The organism is Exiguobacterium artemiae (assembly GCF_033342815.1).
GTDB classification, from domain to species: domain Bacteria; phylum Bacillota; class Bacilli; order Exiguobacteriales; family Exiguobacteriaceae; genus Exiguobacterium_A; species Exiguobacterium_A artemiae_A.
Genome location: NZ_JAWPEN010000009.1, coordinates 72151 through 90699 on the forward strand (window position 1 = coordinate 72151; position 18549 = coordinate 90699).

General features: G+C 49.9%; 20 protein-coding genes. 15 read left to right on the top strand and 5 right to left on the bottom strand.

Translation table 11 applies throughout. From position 1 onward, the window contains the following. The 9 genes from R7V76_RS10100 (at position 1) to R7V76_RS10140 (ending at position 8860) form a co-directional block, all read left to right on the top strand. Positions 1–768, top strand: coding sequence for a thiazole synthase (locus R7V76_RS10100; protein ID WP_318092349.1), 768 nt, complete (start codon positions 1–3; stop codon positions 766–768). Then, positions 765–1790, top strand: coding sequence for a ThiF family adenylyltransferase (locus R7V76_RS10105; protein ID WP_318092350.1), 1026 nt, complete (start codon positions 765–767; stop codon positions 1788–1790). Before R7V76_RS10100 ends, R7V76_RS10105 begins: the two co-directional genes overlap by 4 nt. Positions 1791–1902: 112 nt before the next feature. Continuing rightward, positions 1903–2292 carry a hypothetical protein gene (locus tag R7V76_RS10110; RefSeq protein ID WP_318092351.1) on the top strand — a complete coding sequence of 130 codons (390 nt, stop codon included), beginning with the start codon at positions 1903–1905 and terminating at the stop codon, positions 2290–2292. An 84-nt stretch (positions 2293–2376) separates the two neighbouring features. Beyond that, the gene (locus R7V76_RS10115) at positions 2377–2583 is read left to right on the top strand and encodes a hypothetical protein (protein ID WP_318092352.1); all 207 of its coding nucleotides are present in this window, start codon (positions 2377–2379) and stop codon (positions 2581–2583) included. Positions 2584–2731: 148 nt separating this feature from the next. Further along, on the top strand, positions 2732–3853 hold the full coding sequence (locus R7V76_RS10120; protein WP_318092353.1) for an exonuclease SbcCD subunit D: 1122 nt from the start codon (positions 2732–2734) through the stop codon (positions 3851–3853). Then, positions 3835–6843 (top strand): SMC family ATPase, encoded by a 3009-nt coding sequence (locus tag R7V76_RS10125; protein ID WP_318092354.1) that lies wholly within the window; start codon positions 3835–3837, stop codon positions 6841–6843. Before R7V76_RS10120 ends, R7V76_RS10125 begins: the two co-directional genes overlap by 19 nt. A gap of 10 nt (positions 6844–6853) precedes the next feature. Beyond that, positions 6854–7645, top strand: coding sequence for an aminoglycoside N(3)-acetyltransferase (locus R7V76_RS10130; RefSeq protein WP_318092355.1), 792 nt, complete (start codon positions 6854–6856; stop codon positions 7643–7645). 58 nt (positions 7646–7703) lie between these two features. Beyond that, positions 7704–8441 carry a Bax inhibitor-1/YccA family protein gene (locus R7V76_RS10135; RefSeq protein ID WP_318092356.1) on the top strand — a complete coding sequence of 246 codons (738 nt, stop codon included), beginning with the start codon at positions 7704–7706 and terminating at the stop codon, positions 8439–8441. Between the two features lie 29 nt (positions 8442–8470). After that, positions 8471–8860 carry a thiol-disulfide oxidoreductase DCC family protein gene (locus tag R7V76_RS10140; RefSeq protein ID WP_318092357.1) on the top strand — a complete coding sequence of 130 codons (390 nt, stop codon included), beginning with the start codon at positions 8471–8473 and terminating at the stop codon, positions 8858–8860. Between the two features lie 184 nt (positions 8861–9044). Here R7V76_RS10140 and R7V76_RS10145 read toward each other — a convergent pair whose 3' ends face one another. After that, positions 9045–9359, bottom strand: coding sequence for a hypothetical protein (locus R7V76_RS10145; protein WP_318092358.1), 315 nt, complete (start codon positions 9357–9359; stop codon positions 9045–9047). A 122-nt stretch (positions 9360–9481) separates the two neighbouring features. On the opposite strand from R7V76_RS10145, the gene R7V76_RS10150 reads away from it, so the two are divergent. From R7V76_RS10150 to R7V76_RS10160, 3 genes are all read left to right on the top strand, one after another. Next, the gene (locus R7V76_RS10150; protein ID WP_318092359.1) at positions 9482–10225 is read left to right on the top strand and encodes a nuclease-related domain-containing protein; all 744 of its coding nucleotides are present in this window, start codon (positions 9482–9484) and stop codon (positions 10223–10225) included. Between the two features lie 115 nt (positions 10226–10340). Beyond that, positions 10341–10763 carry a MarR family winged helix-turn-helix transcriptional regulator gene (locus R7V76_RS10155; RefSeq protein ID WP_318092361.1) on the top strand — a complete coding sequence of 141 codons (423 nt, stop codon included), beginning with the start codon at positions 10341–10343 and terminating at the stop codon, positions 10761–10763. Positions 10764–10837: 74 nt separating this feature from the next. Then, positions 10838–11866, top strand: coding sequence for a YhgE/Pip domain-containing protein (locus tag R7V76_RS10160; protein ID WP_318092363.1), 1029 nt, complete (start codon positions 10838–10840; stop codon positions 11864–11866). 43 nt (positions 11867–11909) lie between these two features. Here R7V76_RS10160 and R7V76_RS10165 read toward each other — a convergent pair whose 3' ends face one another. Then, positions 11910–12551, bottom strand: a complete 642-nt coding sequence (locus R7V76_RS10165; RefSeq protein ID WP_318092364.1) for an SDR family oxidoreductase — start codon at positions 12549–12551, stop codon at positions 11910–11912. A 204-nt stretch (positions 12552–12755) separates the two neighbouring features. Between R7V76_RS10165 and R7V76_RS10170 the strand changes: the two genes are divergently transcribed. The 3 genes from R7V76_RS10170 to R7V76_RS10180 all read left to right on the top strand — a co-directional run bounded on the left by R7V76_RS10170 (position 12756) and on the right by R7V76_RS10180 (position 15285). Next, complete coding sequence (locus R7V76_RS10170) at positions 12756–13577, top strand: transporter substrate-binding domain-containing protein (RefSeq protein ID WP_318092366.1); 822 nt, start codon at positions 12756–12758, stop codon at positions 13575–13577. 123 nt (positions 13578–13700) lie between these two features. Further along, positions 13701–14618, top strand: a complete 918-nt coding sequence (locus tag R7V76_RS10175; protein ID WP_318092367.1) for an ATP-binding cassette domain-containing protein — start codon at positions 13701–13703, stop codon at positions 14616–14618. Position 14619: 1 nt separating this feature from the next. Beyond that, positions 14620–15285 (top strand): ABC transporter permease, encoded by a 666-nt coding sequence (locus tag R7V76_RS10180; RefSeq protein ID WP_318092369.1) that lies wholly within the window; start codon positions 14620–14622, stop codon positions 15283–15285. A 46-nt stretch (positions 15286–15331) separates the two neighbouring features. Here the strand turns inward: R7V76_RS10180 and R7V76_RS10185 are convergent, their stop codons facing one another. The 3 genes from R7V76_RS10185 to R7V76_RS10195 form a co-directional block, all read right to left on the bottom strand. Beyond that, positions 15332–16696, bottom strand: a complete 1365-nt coding sequence (locus tag R7V76_RS10185; protein ID WP_318092370.1) for an amino acid permease — start codon at positions 16694–16696, stop codon at positions 15332–15334. A 193-nt stretch (positions 16697–16889) separates the two neighbouring features. After that, positions 16890–17759, bottom strand: coding sequence for a hypothetical protein (locus tag R7V76_RS10190; RefSeq protein ID WP_318092372.1), 870 nt, complete (start codon positions 17757–17759; stop codon positions 16890–16892). A 58-nt stretch (positions 17760–17817) separates the two neighbouring features. Beyond that, positions 17818–18411 (bottom strand): DedA family protein, encoded by a 594-nt coding sequence (locus R7V76_RS10195; RefSeq protein ID WP_012370129.1) that lies wholly within the window; start codon positions 18409–18411, stop codon positions 17818–17820. Positions 18412–18549 lie beyond the last annotated feature (138 nt).

An 18549-nucleotide genomic window follows, 5' to 3' on the forward strand; every position in this document is an offset into this window, starting at 1 on the left:
ATGTTAAAAATCGGTGGGAAAACATTTACTTCACGCTTGTTACTGGGGACGGGAAAATATCCGGATGCAATGACACAACAACAAGCGGTCGTAGCATCGGGAACAAACATTTTGACGTTTTCCGTGCGGCGTCTCGACGTCTTTGCAGAGGAACAGACCGATCCGCTCGCAGCGCTTGACTTAAGCCGCTATGATCTCTTGCCAAATACGGCGGGGGCGAAGACAGCGGAAGAAGCGGTCCGTCTTGCCCGCCTTGCCCGGGCATCGGGGATGTGCGATATGGTCAAGGTCGAGGTCATCGGATGCGACAAGACGTTATTGCCGGACCCGATTGAAACATTACGGGCGGCAGAAGAACTGATCAAGGATGGATTTATCGTCTTACCGTACACGTCAGACGATTTACTGCTGGCAAGACGGCTCGAAGAACTCGGCTGCCATGCCATTATGCCGGCCGCTTCGCCAATCGGTTCCGGGCAGGGCATCTTAAATCCGCTTGCCTTAAGTTTTATCATCGAACAAATGACGGTACCGGTCATCGTCGATGCGGGTATTGGTTCACCAGCGGACGCCGCTTATGCGATGGAGCTTGGTGCCGATGGTGTCCTGTTGAATTCAGCGGTCGCCCATGCCGAAAATCCGGTCAAGATGGCACAGGCAATGAAACTTGCGGTTGAAGCGGGACGACTCGGCTTTGAAGCCGGACGGATTGAGAAAAAACGGTATGCGACGGCGAGCAGTCCGACGACCGGGATCAGCCGCCTATGATGGACCGTTATAGCCGACAAATCCGCTTTCGTCCAATTGGACAGGAGGGGCAGGGTCAACTGGGACAGCGGCACGTCGTCATCATCGGTCTCGGTGCGCTCGGGACAGCGAGTGCGGAACAGCTCGTCCGGGCAGGAATCGGACGCGTGACGCTGATCGACCGGGATTACATTGAATGGAGCAACCTGCAACGGCAGCAACTTTATACGGAACAGGACGTGCGGGATCATTTGCCAAAAGCGGTGGCAGCAAAACGCCGGCTCAGCCAAGTTAATTCGACCGTCATTATTGAGTCGATGGTTGAGGATGTCACGGCAGCCAACATCGAACGTCTGGTCCGCGGCAGTGATTTGATGATTGATGCGACCGATAACTTCGGTGTCCGGATGCTGATCAATGATGTGGCTTCAAAATTAAGCATTCCATGGATTTATGGGGCATGTGTCGGCAGTTACGGCATGACCTATACGATCCGTCCGGGACAGACACCTTGTCTGTACTGCCTGCTTGAACATTTACCGAAACAGCAGGAGACATGCGAGACGTCGGGCGTCATCAGTCCGGTCGTTCAGCTGGTTGCAGCGCATCAAATGACGGAAGCCTTGAAGTATTTGACGGGAGCGGAGACAGCGTTACGGCAGACATTACTGTCATTTGATGTTTGGAACAATCAACAGAGTCAAATCGATGTTGCGTCTTTGAAACAATCTTCGTGTCCGTCCTGCGGCGATAATCCGGTTTATCCGTATCTCAATGCGCCGCCACTTCACTTCGTGACATTATGCGGCCGGGATACCGTTCAAATCCGCGGGGAAGGGGCCCGTGATTTAATCCGGCTTGAACAGGAGATGAGTGGCCGCGGGATCAGCTGTCTACGCAATCCGTATCTGCTGATGTTCGAGGCAGAACATTACCGGATTACGGCTTTTACCGACGGACGGATTTTACTGCACGGCGAGCCGGATCCTAGACAGGCGAAACACATATACGAGACTTACTTTGTGGAAACGTTCACAAATTAGTAAAAGAATTTTTTTAATACATGTTTTAGATGTTTAAAAAAGAGGTAAATAAGACTTCAGACGTAAGTCGGAGCTTTTTTGGTGGAATTGAATGCGAAGAGGAGTGATTACGATGAAACAAGAATTCGATCAATCGATCCAGCCATTGGATCAGACGAAGCGGACAGACCATGCAGCTGAAGCTGTTCAGCAAGCGAATTGGAATCCAGACCGGTATCGGACGAACCTGAATCCGTTCTATCTGTCACCTTGCAGCGTCGAACGCCGGGAAGACCGTCAACAGGAAGTTGACCGGATTGTCGAAGTCGAGCCTACATCCTCCCCTCTCCAACAGTTATTCGAGCAGAAACAGGAAGAACATATAACAGCAACCGAACCGGGTTCTGCGAAGAATCCCGGAGGAAAATTTACAACGGGAATCGTCGTCGGAGCAATCATCGGAGGATCCGTATCCATCTTCACGTCGGTCAAACGATTTCGGCAAAAGCGCCATACCCACTGAAGATGACTGATCAGTCGTCCGAAAAACCGCCTTCCGGCCAAACAGGAAGGCGATTTTTGTCTAATCTGTCAGGAGGAAACCAGAATGAATTCAGACAAACCGGAGGCAAATCCGTTTGTGATCCTCTCAACACCGGCGCAACGTGCCCTAAGCGAACATGGAGTAACGTCATTAAAGATTTTAGCGACCTACCGGGAAGAAGAACTATTGCAGTGGCACGGAATCGGACCGTCCTCGATACCGAAACTAAAACAGTTGCTTACGGAGCAGGGGCTAACCTTTCACACATAACGTCTACAGCGACCCATGGATGGACCGGGTATAATCCCTGGTCCATCCATGGGTTTTACTTGTTTTAGAATCGTTCACAGCATCGTCAGAACGACGCGAGTCATGCTAAAATAAGGATATTATAGAGAAAAAGTGAGCGTGATGAGATATGAAATGGATTCATACGGCCGACTGGCATTTAGGGAAAATCGTTCACGGGGAATCGATGCTCGACAATCAACGCGCCGCGCTTCAGGAATTTTTGCGGTTGCTGGACCGGGAACAGCCGGACGCAGTCATCATTGCCGGAGATTTGTATGACCGTGCCGTCCCGCCGACGGAAGCGGTTGAACTGCTCGATACGGTCTTAGCCGACATCGTGCTCGAACGGAAAATTCCGGTCGTCGCAATCAGCGGTAATCATGATTCAGCGGAACGGCTGAGTTTCGGAACGACGTTACTCGAACGGGCGGGTCTGCACCTGGCCGGTAAATTGACGGATACGATCGAACCGGTGGAGATCAAAGGCGTCCGATTTTATCCGGTTCCGTTCGCAGATCCGGCGACCGTCCGGTATGTCTATCAGGATGAAACAATCCGGACGCATGATGACGCGATGCGGAAAATCATCAGTACGATGGAGCTTGAGGGACCAAGCGTCCTCGTCGGGCATGCGTTTGTCATCGGTGGACTTGAGACCGATTCCGAACGTCAGTTGTCGGTCGGTACAGCGGGACAAGTCAGCGCCAGTGCATTTGCTCCGTTCACGTATACGGCACTCGGACATTTGCATAATCCACTTGCAATCAAATCGGAGACAATCCGGTACAGCGGTTCGTTGTTGAAATATTCGTTTTCGGAAGCCAGTCATGTCAAAGGCGTCGATATCCTGACGTTGAATGCCAGCGGGACATTTGACCGGCGGTTTGAAGCGTTGCCGGCCAAACGTGATTTACGCGAACTAACCGGCAGTCTCGCTGAACTGACGGATCCGGTATTCGTTGCGACACAAGCGACAGATGATTATATCAAAATCAACCTGACGGATGCCGAGGCGTTGATCGATCCGATGGGGAAACTGAAAAAGCTCTATCCGAACATTCTCCATCTTGAACGGACCGGCTTCACCCGGGAAAGTACACGCGCGGTCCAGGCGTCACGCGATCAGGTCCAGGAGGCGACGATAACCGATCTGTTCCGTGAATTTTATGAAGCGGTCCGGGAAAAACAACCAACGGATGCGATGCAAACCGTCTTAGAGGAGGAAGCTTCATGCGTCCAGAACGATTGACACTACGTGCGTTCGGGCCGTTTGCCGACGAACAGACGATTGATTTCCGGGAACTCGGTGGACGGACGATGTTCGTCATCTCCGGAAATACCGGTGCCGGAAAAACGACGATTTTTGATGCGTTGACGTTTGCTTTATACGGCGAGACGTCAGGCGGAGAACGGGAAATGAGCGATTTGCGCAGTCATTTCGCGAAACCGGAAGACAAAACGGAAGTTGAACTGGAATTTCTGTTAAAAGGCGAACGTTACCGGATCATCCGGCAACCGAGTCAGCCGCATCCGGTCAATAAGACGGACTACGGCCATGAAGCGGAACTCGCCCGGCATGACGGAACGAGCTGGAAACCGCTTGCGCTGAAGATTCCGGAAATCCGCCAACAGGTCCAGGAATTGTTGCAGCTCGACCACAAACAGTTTTCACAAATCCTGTTGCTTCCGCAAAACAAGTTTCGGGAACTGTTGATGGCGGAGTCGAAGGACAAACTGCAGATTCTTAAGCAATTGTTCAAGACGGAACATTACGGTGAGTTTCAACAGCGGCTGCACCGGAAAGCGTTGGATCTTGCGGCAACGATCAAAGAAACGAAAACGAAACAGCTGGCGAAGCTTGAAGAATTGCCGCTTCAGCTCAACTGGTCGGAAGCGACGGAAACAACGATCCGTCATGAGACCGATACATTACTTACGACACTTGACGAAAAAATCGGGCAGGCAAAAACGGTGGAACAGACGGGACGTCAAACGCTTGAACAGTTGACGGAACGGTTGCGTCAGGCGGAACAACTTGAGCAGACATTCATCGAGTACGATCAATTGGTGCAGCTCGAGCAACGGCTGGCTTTGACGTTGCCGGAAACGTCACGTCAGAAAGAACAGTACGATGCGGCTTCCCGGGCCGCCGCAATTCAAAGCGTGTACGAAACGTTTCAGGCGGAGGAGCAGACAGTCGGACAATTGACCAATACGAAACGGACGGTCCAGTCGGAACTTGAGCACTTGCAACAACAACTGGAACAGGTCAACCGGACAATCGAACAAATCACAGTACAGGAACCGGAGATGCGTGAAGCAGCCCGGCGACTGGAGCAGATCACCGACGAACTGCAACGTCTGCAGGATCAGGAACAATTGATCCGGCAACAACAGGATCTACAGCGTACCGTCGCACAGTTGAATCCGGACGCGTTACGCGAACAGCGGATCCGGCAACGAAGTAACCGGACCCGGTTACAGGCGGAAATCGCGACGTTGTCCGATGACGCGACGGCCCGCTTGACCCTCCAGGAACGCCGGTTTGTCCTGCAGTCAATCGAGCAAAAACATGCCGAGTGGCAACGGAATGAAACAGAACGGCTCCGCCTGATTGAGCAGGGGACACGTGTCAAAGCGGAAAAAGAACAGGCGGAAAAAACATATACGACAGGACGGCAACATGAACGCCGGAAACTCGCCGCGGAGCTGGCGGAGCATCTGCATGACGGAGAAGCGTGTCCGGTCTGTGGCAGCGCGACTCATCCGCAACTGGCGGTCAAAACGGAAGCGCTGGATATCGAAACCCTGCATCAAGCCTATTTAACGGCGCAATCGGCGCACCAGGAATTGCAGGCGACGTACCGGACGGTCGCGGAACGAAAACGTCAGCTCGAACAGGAACTTTCGACGCTGGCGGACGGACAGGCCATTCCGACCGATAGTTCCGTGATTCGTGCGGAAATTGCCGACTTGAAAGTCCAAGAAAGCAGATTGCAGCAACAACAGGAACGCCGACAGGAGCTGGAACAACAGCTGCGGACGATTGAGAAGTCGCTGGAGCAGGCAGACCGGAAAATCGAGGAAGAGACGGACCGGCAGTCGAAACTGCTGCTCGAACTCGCACGCCTCGAAGGGATGCTGAACCGAAATCCGGACGCCCCGTCCCGGCGTGATCTGGAAAATGAGCAACAGACACTGACAAAACGGTTGGCGGAGTTTGAAGCAGCACGGACGGCAGGACAGCAGCAAAAACAACGGCTCGATCAGGACATCGCCGCACGCCGCGGACGTCTGCAACACGTCGAAGAAGGATTGACGATGCATACGGCGAAGCATGCGGACGCAGAAGTCGTTTTAGCGCGGAGTCTGCAGGAAGAACGGTTTGAGACAGTCGAACAATTCGAGCAGGCGCGGATGTCACGTCAAGCAATGGAACAGTTGGCGAAACACCTTGAAACCGACCGTCGGACCCGGCAGGATGTCGAAACCGGTCTGACACGTCTCCGGCAACTGATTCAGCAACAGGACCGTCCGGATCTCGCTGACTTACGTCCGGTCGTAAAGCAGGCGGAGACGGAGCTTTCAACAGCCGTCGATTACCGGATTGGTGTCGAAAAAGAGCGGGGACACATTCAACAACTGGTCGATGCCTGGTCGGGTCTTCAGCAACAAATCGAGGCGGAAGATGCGCGGTACGGTATCATCGGCGAACTGGCAAGGGTCGGGGTCGGTGAAAACGCCCAGCGGATGACGTTTGAGACGTATGTCCAAACCGCTTATTTCGATGAGATCCTGCAAGCGGCGAACCGTCACTTGCACGGGATGACATCCGGACGTTTCCTGCTCGAACGGAAGACGGAAGCCGGCAAAGGCTTGAAGAAATATGGTCTCGACTTAAACGTCTTTGACGCCTATACGTCACAGACACGCCACGTCAAGACGTTGTCCGGCGGGGAAAGTTTTAAGGCATCGCTCGCGTTGGCGCTCGGTTTATCGGAAGTCGTACAGGAAGCGAGCGGCGGCGTATCGCTCGAGACGATGTTCATCGATGAAGGATTCGGCACACTCGATCCGGAATCGCTTGAACAGGCGATCGAGACCCTGCTGTCCATCCAGGCGAGCGGCCGGATGGTCGGAATCATCAGCCACGTGCAGGAACTGAAATCGAGGGTCGATGCAAAAATTGAAGTGACGCAAGGCAAAACAGGATCGACGATTCGCCTTGTCGTCGAGTAAGGGGTGCGAGATGGAAACAAGACAAATGGTCACGAAATCAAGATTGATCGTTGATTTAAAACAGCTTGGTGTGACACCGGGCATGAAAGTGTTTGTCCACAGCTCGATGAAGGAAATCGGTTGGATTCCGGGCGGCGCACAATCGATCATTGAAGCATTGCAAGAGGTCGTCACAGCAGACGGTCTGATCATGATGGCAGCACAGAGTACGGATAATTCGGATCCAAAAAACTGGAGCCGTCCTGTTGTTCCGGAAGACTGGTGGGAAACGATCCGTCAGGAAATGCCGGCGTACGATCCAGCGAAGACACCAACCCGGAGTATCGGCAAGGTGCCGGAACTGTTCCGGACGTTCCCGGACGTCAAACGCAGTGCCCACCCGATGTGGTCGGTCACCGCCTGGGGAAAAGACGCGGAAATGTTTATCGCGGGTCATACGATCGAGAACGGATTTGGTCCCGGTTCTCCGCTAGAAAAGTTCATCGAAGCGGATGGACAAATTCTTCATATAGGGTCGCCGTGGGATTCGACGACCGTTTGGCATTATGCCGAATACGGAATCGACCGCCCGCTCGAGGAATCGGGATGTAAAGTGAAACAAGGGGATGAAGAAATTTTCGTTCGTTATCAGCACCGCATCATCGACAGTGATCCGTTTGGACCGATTGGGGAAGGCATCATGCATGAATCGTTCGTCACGACAGGGAAGGTCGGACAGGCAACGTCGCATCTGGTCTCAGCCAAAGCGTCGATTCCGGTCGTGATGCTGCAACTAAATGCGTTAAATAGTTGGTTAAGCTGAAACTTTTCCGGGAAACAACCGTAATAAGAAATAGAAAAATAGAAGGAGTGAACGCAAGATGGCAACACGTTTTAAAGTGAATCCAGCCTTACGCCGTGGTTTTGAGACGGCGCGTGCCGGTGAACGGCCAATGACGAAGGCAGGGACGATGAGTAAGATTTTCCTCTTGCTAGCGCTCGTCACGGCAGCAGCCGGTGGAACCTGGTTCTTTTTAGCCGCTAATCCACAATTTTTAGTACCGGCCTTGATCGGAGGAGTCGTCCTCGGGTTGATTCTTGCGCTGATTATCACATTTAAACCACGGACCGCTCCGGTACTTTCACCGGTCTACGCGATTGTCGAAGGGGTCGCCGTCGGAGCGATTTCACTGATGTTCGAAAGCATGTATCCGGGGTTAGTCGGTAAGGCGGTCCTCGCGACATTCGTCGTGTCGTTTGCGATGTGGTTCGTCTATTCGACGGGCATGATCAAAGTAACACAACGTTTCCGCTCGGCCGTTACGGCAGCGATTCTGTCGATTCTCGTCTTGTACGGAGTCAACTTCTTGCTCGCTTTGTTTGGTGTTGATCTGCCGTTCATGACGGGCAGTTCACCGCTTGCGATCGGGATTCAGTTCGTCATCGTGATTGTCGCTTCACTGTCACTCGTGATGGACTTTGATTTTATCTCGCAACAAGTCCAGGCCCGTGCGCCGAAATCGATGGAGTGGGTTGCGGCGTTCGGTTTAATCGTCACGATCATCTGGTTGTATATCGAAATGCTCGATTTACTGTATCGTTTGGCGGCACGGGACTGACTCTGATTCAGTTGTAAGGAGAAGAAGACATGAAACCACTGATTTTATTTGATGGGGACTGCAATTTATGTGATGCCAGTGTCCAGTTCATCTTAAAACGTGATCCAGGTTATTACGAGTTTGCTTCGTTGCAAGGGACACTTGGTCAACAGCTGATTGAAAAACACCGGCTGTCGATGGATTTAGACAGTGTCGTCGTCATCGAACAGGGCGTGCCATACGTCAAATCAGATGCGGCGCTTCAGATTACGAAGCATTTAAACAGTGCCTGGCCGCTTCTGTCGGCTTTTCGATGGTTGCCGCGACCGTTACGGGATGTCGTCTATGATTTCGTAGCCGAGCATCGGCACGAATGGTTCGGACAAAAACAGCAGTGTCTGTTGCCGGATCCCAAGACGCGGGCCCGGTTTCATGATTAAAGTAAAACAGGTTCGTTAAACGTAAATCGGATCATTCCTTTCTGACAGAGAGGAATGATCCGGTTATTTTTTTTTGAGTATCATGCATTTTAGAGTACATTCAGGTGACTTAATTAAAACAAGTCCGCTGAACACACGAACAGGCAGGTCTTCCGAAATAGGAGGACCTGCCTGTTTGGTTGGTTTAACGGTTGTCAGATGAATTTTCTTTGATCGCATCGACATATTGTTTCGCTTCGAGCAACGGGTAACCAAGCGTTTCCCGGACGAGTTTAACGGCTTCGACCGTCTGGTAATCAGCAAGAAGCTGACGGATTTGTTCATTGAGTAAGGTATGACTGCTCGCCGCATCCGTCATCCCGAGATGTTCCTGAATCCGGGTCAGTTCGCGCAGAAGCTGTTGTTGCATGACCCGTTGCTTCGCCAGTTGTTGAGATACGGATTGCCAGAACACGATCAAGAGGATCAAAGGCAACCAAATTGATAAAAATGAGTCCATATGAAAGAAGCCTCCTTTTGTTTACCGTATCATACTAAAAATGATGTAACAATTAGTGGAAATTGAAAAGAATACCGTTTATTCTAGAATAGTGGAAAATTAAGGGTTTAAAAAAGGAAGGAATGAAAAGTGTGGAAGATTTGTTAGCGGCGTTGATTCCGATGTTACTTCTTTCAGGAGGTATCCTGTTGGTCGGGTTTGCCGTCACGCTCGGAAGTTTATTTTACTTCCGCAGACGTTCGTTTGAGAAAAGTACATATAAGCAGGTCACGCAGGAACAGTTTCTGAAAGCCGTTCGCGACAAAGGGATTTGGGGCGAGTATTTAACGACCCGACAACTTGAAAAAGTCGGCGGATACGGGAAGTTTGTCATGAATACGTACGTGCCGAAAGCACGGGGAAAAGGATTGACGGAAATCGATGTGACGTTTATTCATGAGAGCGGGATTTATGTACTCGAATCGAAAAATTACAGCGGCTGGATTTTCGGAAAAGAAGCGGACCGGCAGTGGACCCAGATGTTTAAAAACCGCTACAAACAAAAGTTCTATAATCCGATCAAACAAAATGAACAACACTTGAAGAGCATGGAACGGTTTTTGGAAGGCACGGTCGGAGAAGAAGTGTTCCAATCGGTCATCGTCTTCAGTGAACGCTGTGAACTCAAAAAAACCACGGTGGATTCGAGCCACGTTCATGTCATTAAACGGAATGACTTACGGCGGACGATCAAGAAGCTGGCGACTGTTAATCGTTTGACTCTAGCGCAGGTCGATGCGGTCTATGAACAACTCAAGCAACAATCCCAAGTTGAGCAACAGGTGAAGGATGAACATGTTGAGTCGATTAAATCCTATACGTCCTAATTTGTAAACATGATAAAGAAAAAGAGAGATTTGACAATCCACCATTTCCGGCATATAGTGAATAAGTTGAAATAATAAGTAGTGCAACTATTATACCGGAAGTGGGGGAGTCTTCATGAAAGAATCGGATTGGTCACTGGGTATGCAATTGTCACGCAGCTATCTGTCTTTTAAACGGGCGGCCACAAAACGGATGGAACAACATGGTCTGACGCCGGAACAATTTTCAGTCTTAAGTGAACTGCATAAACAAGAAGGCATTTCACAAAAACAGCTCGCCTTGACGACTGAGCGGGATCAGACGACAGTTGGGAAAATCCTCGATAAGCTTGTCAAGAAAGGGCTTGTCATTCGTTCGGCAGATCCAAGAGACCGGAGAGCCTTCATTTTACTGACGACAAAAGAGGGTATTCAAACGATTCAGTTGCTTGAACCGGCACTCGATGAACTCCAACAACAGGCGTTTTCCGGTCTGACGAAAAAAGAGATCAAACAATTCATCAAGACACTCGAGACCATTTACAAAAATGTGACGTAAGTGGTTTCTCTTTTTGGATTAATAGTTGCACATGCTATTATAAGTAATGCATATATAAAAGGAGAGCAAATTACATGAAGAGTTTTAAAGACGTATGGTCGATTACACAAACGAAAGTCGGATTAATGTTTGCCTTGATTGTACCGGTCCTATTCCTTGTCGTTTGGATGACCGGTTACCACGGGGCGACGGAGCGGCTGGATCAGTTACGGATTGCTGTCGTCAAAGATACAACGACGGAAGGACTATATAAAAACCTCAAAGCGGATAGTCCGTTTACCGTCAAAGCCGTTTCGTCCGAAGCGGAAGGACTGAAACAACTGGATGCTGGAAAAGTCGAGATGGTGCTTGCTGCGGATTTAACCGATGAGAAGCAGATGACGTTTCACGTCAATCAAGCGAATGCCGAGTTTGCGAACGGTATTCTGAAACAGGCGACGGCTGAAATCACCCAAGGGATAAACGGCCAACCAGCTGTCCGGTCGGATATCATCATCGAACACCAAGTATCCGATTTCTCAGTGTCGATGCTGCCTCTGTTGCTCGGGTTCGTAATCTATATTGCCGTCATGACAATGGGAATCCAGTTTAATCTCGTGACGCAAATTTTACAAAAACGTTTTTCAAAGTGGTCACTCTTTTGGAGTAAACAACTGTTGCACGGGATTGTCCTGCTGATCGTTCCACTCGTCATGGTGTCACTTGCGTTTGCCTTTGCCGAGATTGAGACATCCTTCTTGAAAGTCTGGGCGTTCCAACTGTTGTTGACAGCAGCCTGTATCAGCATCACGCAGATGAACTTTGCGATATTTGGTCCGATTGCGCCGCTTGTGAACGTTGCCTTGATTCCGTTTCAACTCATGACAGCGGGCAATATCGTTCCGTCTTCGATGCTCGCTCCGTTTTATCAGACGATCGGTCATTATCTGCCGGTTCCGAACGCGGTCGGCGGATTAACCCGGTTGCTGTATTTTGATGGAGATATCTCGGTCTACGTGTTGCGACTTGCCGTTATTCTGCTCGTTACGTTGGCGGTCACCCTGATAGTGACGTCCGTCCGGCGGGAACAGGCACATGTTGTTGAGGTCAACCGGGCTTCCTGAAATAAAAAAGAGCTGATCCTGACCGGATCAGCCCTTTTTTTGATTAGGCAAACAGTTCAGCAACTGCCGTGTTACCGGTTAATAAAGGAATTGTTTGATGGTAGGCCGATTTTTGACCGATTGATGCCACGACCACACGTGCGACATCCTCACGAGCAATCGTTGTTTCGTCCGTTGAAGTCGGATCGGTTGTGACCATACCTGTACCCGCCTCATCCGTCAAACCGCCCGGACGCAGAATCGTATAAGCGAGCGAACTTTCACGCAACAGACGATCGGCGTAATGTTTCGCGACGTAATACGGTTTCATGCTGTCGGACCACGTTTCCGGGGAATCAGCGTTCAAGGCGCTGACCATGATGAACTGGCTCGCTTGAATCCCTTCTGCTGCCGCTACTGCTTTTGCCGCTCCGTCAAGATCAATCAAAATGGTTTTATCCGCGCCGGTGTGACCGCCGGATCCGGCTGTAAAGATGACGATATCACTGCCTTGGATGGCATCTTGAATCGATGCGACATCGTGCTCTAAATCGAGAGCGACCGGTGTTGCCCCGAGTGCTTCAAAATCGGCGTACTGCTCTTTTGAGCGTAACCCGACGCGGACATCGTGACTCGATCCGCTTAATTGTTTCGCCACCTGTCGACCGACTTTACCGTTTGCTCCAATAATGAATACGTTACTCATCTTTCATTCCTCCCATTCGTTGATACGTTCTTCGTCAGTATGAAAGAAAGTACGTGTATTCTGCAATCAAGAGGACTTGACGGGAGAACATCGGCGCTTTTTGACGAAATAATCAAAAAATTGTTGGAACGGATAGAACAATATGATACTGTTTTGAGTATTATACAAAAACACAGCGTCAGACAGAGAGAGGAAGCGAGCAGAGTGAATAAACGAGGGTTAGCACTTGGAGGAAGTCTGTTGCTTTCCGGTCTCATGGTAGCGACACGATTAAAAGACGCGGCAGGTTCATTCAGCGTCGGGAAACAAAACGTCTTCATGACAAAAAAGATTGTCGTCGGGACGACCGGGGATTATAAACCGTTTACGTACCTGAACCGTCAGACCAACCAGTACGAAGGATTCGATATTGATGTCATCCGCTCGTTTGCCGCGGTGGCAGGACTCGAAGTCGAATTCGTCGCGACAACATGGGGAACCTTGACCCGTGATTTACGTGCCGGGAAATTTCATATGGTCGTCGGTGGCGTCACGAAAAACATCGAACGCGAAATCGTCGGCGACTTTACGAAAAGCTACCTGTCGTTCCAAAAGACGCCTCTTGTCAGAAGGACGGATCTCGACCTGTTGACGTCCATTGAAGCCATCAATCGTCCGGATGTGACGATCGGCTTAAATCCGGGAGGGACAAATGAACAGTTCGTCCGGCAGACATTTGATCAGTCCCGTATCGTCATGTATGCTGATAACCTGACCATCCCGGCAGCAGTCGCTACCGGGGAGGTCGATGTCATGATTACGGATACGGTTGAAGCGATTTACTATGCGTCGCTCGATCCGCGGCTCGGGGCGCCGAAGATTCATGAAAAGTGGATTCCGGCTGAAAAAAGTTACCTGATCCAGGATCATCAGACGGAAGTCCTCGACGTGATGAATCTATGGATGAATTCATATGAAGGAAAAGAACGGATTCAAGCTTTAAAAGAAAAATGGTGTGTGGCTTCAGTCGTTCAGGATGCCATCTAAATAAAGCAACTGATGGGCAAATCCAGTTTTGGATTTGTCCATTTTTTGTGCAATCGTTTAAAAATCGGGTAAAGATAAGGAAGTAACTGAACGATTGTCTGATAAGCGAAAGGGCGGATAAGCATGATTGAAGTAGACCAGCTGACAAAGGAATACAACGGGAAAAAAGTCGTCGATCAGATTTCCTTTCATGTTGATCAGGGAGAAATTTTTGCCTTTCTCGGTCCGAACGGCGCCGGGAAGTCGACGACCGTTCAAATGCTGACGACGTTGATCGCGGTCTCGTCCGGCAGTGCGACAATCAATGAATACGACATTCAACAAAATCAAAAGGATGTCCGGTTGCAAATCGGTGTTGCTTTGCAGGAAACAGGCATCGACAATGATTTGACAGGTGAGGAGTTACTGGTGCTGCAAGGGAAACTGTTTGGCTTTTCGCACGACAAAGCCGTCGAGCGGGCCGTTGAACTGCTTGAGCTCGTCGGATTATCGGCAGACGGAAAACGCCGCGCCGGAACGTACTCCGGCGGGATGAAGCGCCGGCTTGATCTGGCATTGACCCTTGTCCATCAACCGACCGTTTTGTTTCTCGACGAACCGACGACCGGACTGGATCCGGCAAGCCGTCAGCAAATTTGGACCGAAGTCCGACGATTGAATGAAGAATACGGGACAACGATTTTTTTGACGACACAGTATTTAGAAGAAGCCGATCAGCTGGCGGATCGGATTGCCATCATCAATGACGGAAAGCTGATTGCCGAAGGAACGGCGGCAGAGTTGAAGGCATTAAACGGAACAGAACGAATCGAGGTTGTCCTTGAAGGGGAGCAGTCGAGCGAGGCTTTCCGGCAGGCGTTTGACGGGCGGATTGAAAAAGGTCTGATCATTTTGCCGTCAAACGGGACAGAGACGCTGAAACAGGTCGTCCGCTATCTCGATGAACAGCACTTGACGGCCCGTTCGCTTGTCGTCAAACAGCCGTCGCTCGATGATGTATTCATTCAACTGACGGGTCAGGCCTATAAGAAGGAGAGCTGACATGTGGCGCGAAACTTTGCTCTTAACGAAACGCAGTCTGCTCGTGACGTTACGGAATCCGTTTTCGTTCATTCCAAACTTGATCATCAGCGTCTTTTTCCTGCTTGTCTACACGAGCGGTCTGTCGGGCATTTCCAGTCTGCCGCAGTTCGGAGGAGTGGATTACCTGAACTTCATCCTGCCGGTCTCGCGGACGGCAATCGTCCTCGGCCCGATGCTTGCCGGGATGTTGCAATTATTCGTTCAGACATTATTGATTTTCGGAATGGGCTTTTTGCTCGGTCTGTCGATTCCGGCAGGCATCAGCGGATTTTTCCTGACGATTATCTTGGCACTCAGTTTTGGTCTCGCCTTTGCCGGATATTCCGTCGGCGTTGCTTTGAAGACGCGAAACGCGCAGGCGGCGCAAGCCGGTACGCTCCTGTTCTTCCCATTGATTTTCCTGTCGACGACATTCGTACCGAAAGATCTAATCGAAGCCGAGTGGCTCAAGATTGCCGCGACGATCAATCCGACGACGTATATCATGGAAGGGATGCGGGCAGTCCTGTTACGTCCGACGATTGACTGGAGTGTTTATACGCAGGGTGTCCTCGTCGCTGCCGTGCTGAGTATTGCGATGGTCGTCTTTGCGGAACTCAATGCGCGCGGAGCCTTGAAGAAATGACAAAAACGCTGTTTCCGACTGAACAAGCCGGAAGCAGCGTTTCTGTTTAAGACGATTTAGGTGTGCGTACGACGTAGTAAATGCCGGATAGAATCAGGAAGACGATTCCGATTAAAATCGAGACACGCGTCTCATCGTTAAATAACATCCCGACGAGAACGATCAACAGCATGACAATCGTAATGTAGTTCGTGAATGGTGCGCCCGGCATCTTGAACGGATGATCGGCTATCCGGTCCGCTTCGATTTTCCGGTACTGGATGTGACTGATCAGGATGGCGAACCAGGGTACCATTCCTGGTAAGACCGAGGCACTGTAGACATAGACAAAGATGTTCGTATCTTTCCCGAGGAACAGCGGCAGGACGATGTCGAGGATGATCCCGACGAAGATACCGGCTGATACGGCAAGCACCGTATACAGGGGAATACCGTTTTTATTGACCTTCAGGAACAGTGACGGCATCTGTCCTTTTTCCGCGAGTGTATAAATCATCCGGCTGGAACTGAAGATACCCGAGTTACATCCGGACATCGCAGCCGTGATGACGACGACGTTGATGACAGCTGCTGCTGCCGTAATCCCGACTTTCGCAAACGTCGCGACAAATGGACTCCCGAGATCTGCCAGTTGATCCCATGGATAGACGGTGACGATGATGAAGATGGCACCGACATAAAAAATCAGAATTCGCCAAATGACGCCGTTGATGGCACGGGTGATGTTCGTTTCCGGATCCTTGGTCTCGCCAGCGGTCACACCAATCAGTTCAACGCCGATATAAGACGCGAATACGATCGAAAGGGCGAAAAAGAAGCCGCTAAAGCCGTTCGTGAAAAAGCCGCCGTGCGACCAAAGGTTAGAGAAGCCGATTGGCGTCCCGTCGTTTCCGAAACCGAATAGAATAATCCCGAGACCGGCGACGATCATCAGGAGAATCGTGATGACTTTGACGGAGGCAAACCAAAACTCGAGTTCACCAAACATTTTGACGGAGGCGAGGTTTGCCAGTGTCAGGATGACGATGACGACGATGCCCGGAATCCAGGTCGGTAAATCCGGCCACCAAAAACGCATGTAGGTCCCGACGGCGATGACTTCACTCATGCCGACGATGACCCAGTTGAAGATGTTGCTGCTCGCCGTCATAAATCCGGCTGCGGGATGGATGTAATCATTCGCGAACTTCGCATACGATCCCGTGTGTGGATGGGTGTAGACCATCTCACCTAAGGCACGCATGATCAAAAAGATGAAGGCCCCTGCCAACATATAAGCAAGAATGACGGATGGACCAGTCCAGGCAATCGTACTGGACGATCCAAGAAATAGACCAACGCCGATTGTCCCCCCAAGAGCAATCATTTGTACTTGTCTTGCTGTCAGTTCACGTTTTAAATTCGAATCCATAAGTACCCCCATGTACAAAAAAATTAAGAAATATCGAACTTGTAAGACCAGTTCGAAACACTGTAACCATGAGTATACTATCTTAAAAAAGAGAATTGAAAGCTTTTTCTGAAAACATTATTATTTTTCTGAAGAAAAATGAAAGGAAATGAAAAAGCCGAACCGCTTCGAAATGAAGGGATTCGACAACTGGTCATTCTGGAATGAAATCCATAAACGTACCGGCATAGAGGCGGGTATCCGTGGAGAGGACGATTCGATTTTGACGCATCTTGATCGTTCCTTGAAGCGAAGAGCCTTTTTCCGACTCGAACAGGATCCGGGCTTTTTCGACGTATGCATCGCCTTGCTGCTGTAACAAATACGTATACTCATTATCTGTTGAAATCAAATATTCCCCTTGAACGACAAAATCTGAAAAATGGCGAAGCGGGACCTGATAGCTTTTACTGGTGCCTTGATGAAAGTGGACGATGCGGTAATCCGGATGGTAGAAGAACCAGGCATCGTCAGACGCGCAGACGTTCAGGGCATAACAATCATCAATCGGATAATCCTTATTCTTAAAAACGGCTTGTCCAAACTCATCGAATACTACCAAGCCGAATGAACCAACTGAATTGGTCACAGCATCGGCAAAGACGCCCTCATCAAAGTAACTGACCCAAATTTGGTTTTTTTCATCAATATGGACGTTTTGAATCCCGTCATCAAGACAAAAACTATCGAGGAGGTGACCGGCTTGATCGTAGATAAAAGCATTTGGCAACCAAGAACCGTCAATATCATCGTCGCAACGGGAAGCGACAAGAAGAATCCGTCCGTCAGAAAATGAGTCGACATAACTGAAATCTGTTTCAGCCTGAGCGACGATCGTCGTTGTCCGCCATTGATCATGCAGGCGATGGACATGCAGAACGTTTCTACGGCGTTTCGTGTCATAGATTTCTTCGATCATCATGATTTGTCCTGAAATCGTCAGCCCTGTGGCAACGTGTTTTCCGGTAACTTGAGACGCCGTCACGCGATCAAGATGAATTTTTAATGTGTTGGAAGTATCCAAGATAAGTCGCTCCTTTTTAAAAACAGTCTGTCGCGAAGGACAGACTGCAAAACTTGAATTAAGTGGTACGTTGACGCTTTTTCAGGAAGACATATACAAGAATCATCACGACAGCAGCAATCAGGACACCATTCGTATAAGGTGCAGCCACTTCTTTGATGGAGCGCCAGTTCGTGCCGAGCGTCTCACCGAGGTAGAGGAAAAGAATCGACCAGGGAATGATGGCGAGGATTGTATAAAGTGAAAATTTCGTCTGATCCATTTTTGCGAGACCGGCTGGAATCGAAATCGCATGACGGACGACCGGGATGAAGCGGGCACCGAAAATGACACCTTGTCCGTATTTCAGGAACCAGCGTTCTGCGAGATCAAGATGGTGTTCCGTAATCAGCAGGTACTTTCCATATTTCAAAATCAATGGTCGACCGCCATAACGGGCGAACCAGTATAAAAATAATTGCGAAAACAAACCGCCGATGACAGCAGCAACAACAGCGAGCGGCCAACCGATCGTTCCTTGGGAAATCATGAATCCGCCGTAAGACAAGACGATTTCACTTGGAATGATTTCAATCATCAATCCGAGAGCGATTCCGAAATACCCTAAGTCAGCGAGATATAATAAAACGTTATTCACAACTTGAGATAACACATGTAACACTCCTTCAAATTCACTTCATTCCTTTATATTAGAGAAGAAAGTCGGAAAATGGAAGAAAAAATCTTTAATCTGGTGAAACAAATATCCGTGAAGCATCTTTAGTGGAAGGCACCGCGCGGTTAATGGAAC

Excerpts from the sequence above, each read along its gene's own strand:
- R7V76_RS10175 (WP_318092367.1), top strand. The coding sequence starts at position 13,701 with ATGATTGAAGTAGACCAGCTGACAAAGGAATACAACGGGAAAAAAGTC.
- R7V76_RS10180 (WP_318092369.1), top strand. The coding sequence starts at position 14,620 with ATGTGGCGCGAAACTTTGCTCTTAACGAAACGCAGTCTGCTCGTGACG.
- R7V76_RS10165 (WP_318092364.1), bottom strand. The coding sequence starts at position 12,551 with ATGAGTAACGTATTCATTATTGGAGCAAACGGTAAAGTCGGTCGACAG.
- R7V76_RS10185 (WP_318092370.1), bottom strand. The coding sequence starts at position 16,696 with ATGGATTCGAATTTAAAACGTGAACTGACAGCAAGACAAGTACAAATG.
- R7V76_RS10160 (WP_318092363.1), top strand. The coding sequence starts at position 10,838 with ATGAAGAGTTTTAAAGACGTATGGTCGATTACACAAACGAAAGTCGGA.
- R7V76_RS10110 (WP_318092351.1), top strand. The coding sequence starts at position 1,903 with ATGAAACAAGAATTCGATCAATCGATCCAGCCATTGGATCAGACGAAG.
- R7V76_RS10140 (WP_318092357.1), top strand. The coding sequence starts at position 8,471 with ATGAAACCACTGATTTTATTTGATGGGGACTGCAATTTATGTGATGCC.
- R7V76_RS10115 (WP_318092352.1), top strand. The coding sequence starts at position 2,377 with ATGAATTCAGACAAACCGGAGGCAAATCCGTTTGTGATCCTCTCAACA.
- R7V76_RS10145 (WP_318092358.1), bottom strand. The coding sequence starts at position 9,359 with ATGGACTCATTTTTATCAATTTGGTTGCCTTTGATCCTCTTGATCGTG.
- R7V76_RS10125 (WP_318092354.1), top strand. The coding sequence starts at position 3,835 with ATGCGTCCAGAACGATTGACACTACGTGCGTTCGGGCCGTTTGCCGAC.
- R7V76_RS10100 (WP_318092349.1), top strand. The coding sequence starts at position 1 with ATGTTAAAAATCGGTGGGAAAACATTTACTTCACGCTTGTTACTGGGG.
- R7V76_RS10155 (WP_318092361.1), top strand. The coding sequence starts at position 10,341 with ATGAAAGAATCGGATTGGTCACTGGGTATGCAATTGTCACGCAGCTAT.
- R7V76_RS10120 (WP_318092353.1), top strand. The coding sequence starts at position 2,732 with ATGAAATGGATTCATACGGCCGACTGGCATTTAGGGAAAATCGTTCAC.
- R7V76_RS10150 (WP_318092359.1), top strand. The coding sequence starts at position 9,482 with ATGAAAAGTGTGGAAGATTTGTTAGCGGCGTTGATTCCGATGTTACTT.
- R7V76_RS10130 (WP_318092355.1), top strand. The coding sequence starts at position 6,854 with ATGGAAACAAGACAAATGGTCACGAAATCAAGATTGATCGTTGATTTA.
- R7V76_RS10135 (WP_318092356.1), top strand. The coding sequence starts at position 7,704 with ATGGCAACACGTTTTAAAGTGAATCCAGCCTTACGCCGTGGTTTTGAG.
- R7V76_RS10105 (WP_318092350.1), top strand. The coding sequence starts at position 765 with ATGATGGACCGTTATAGCCGACAAATCCGCTTTCGTCCAATTGGACAG.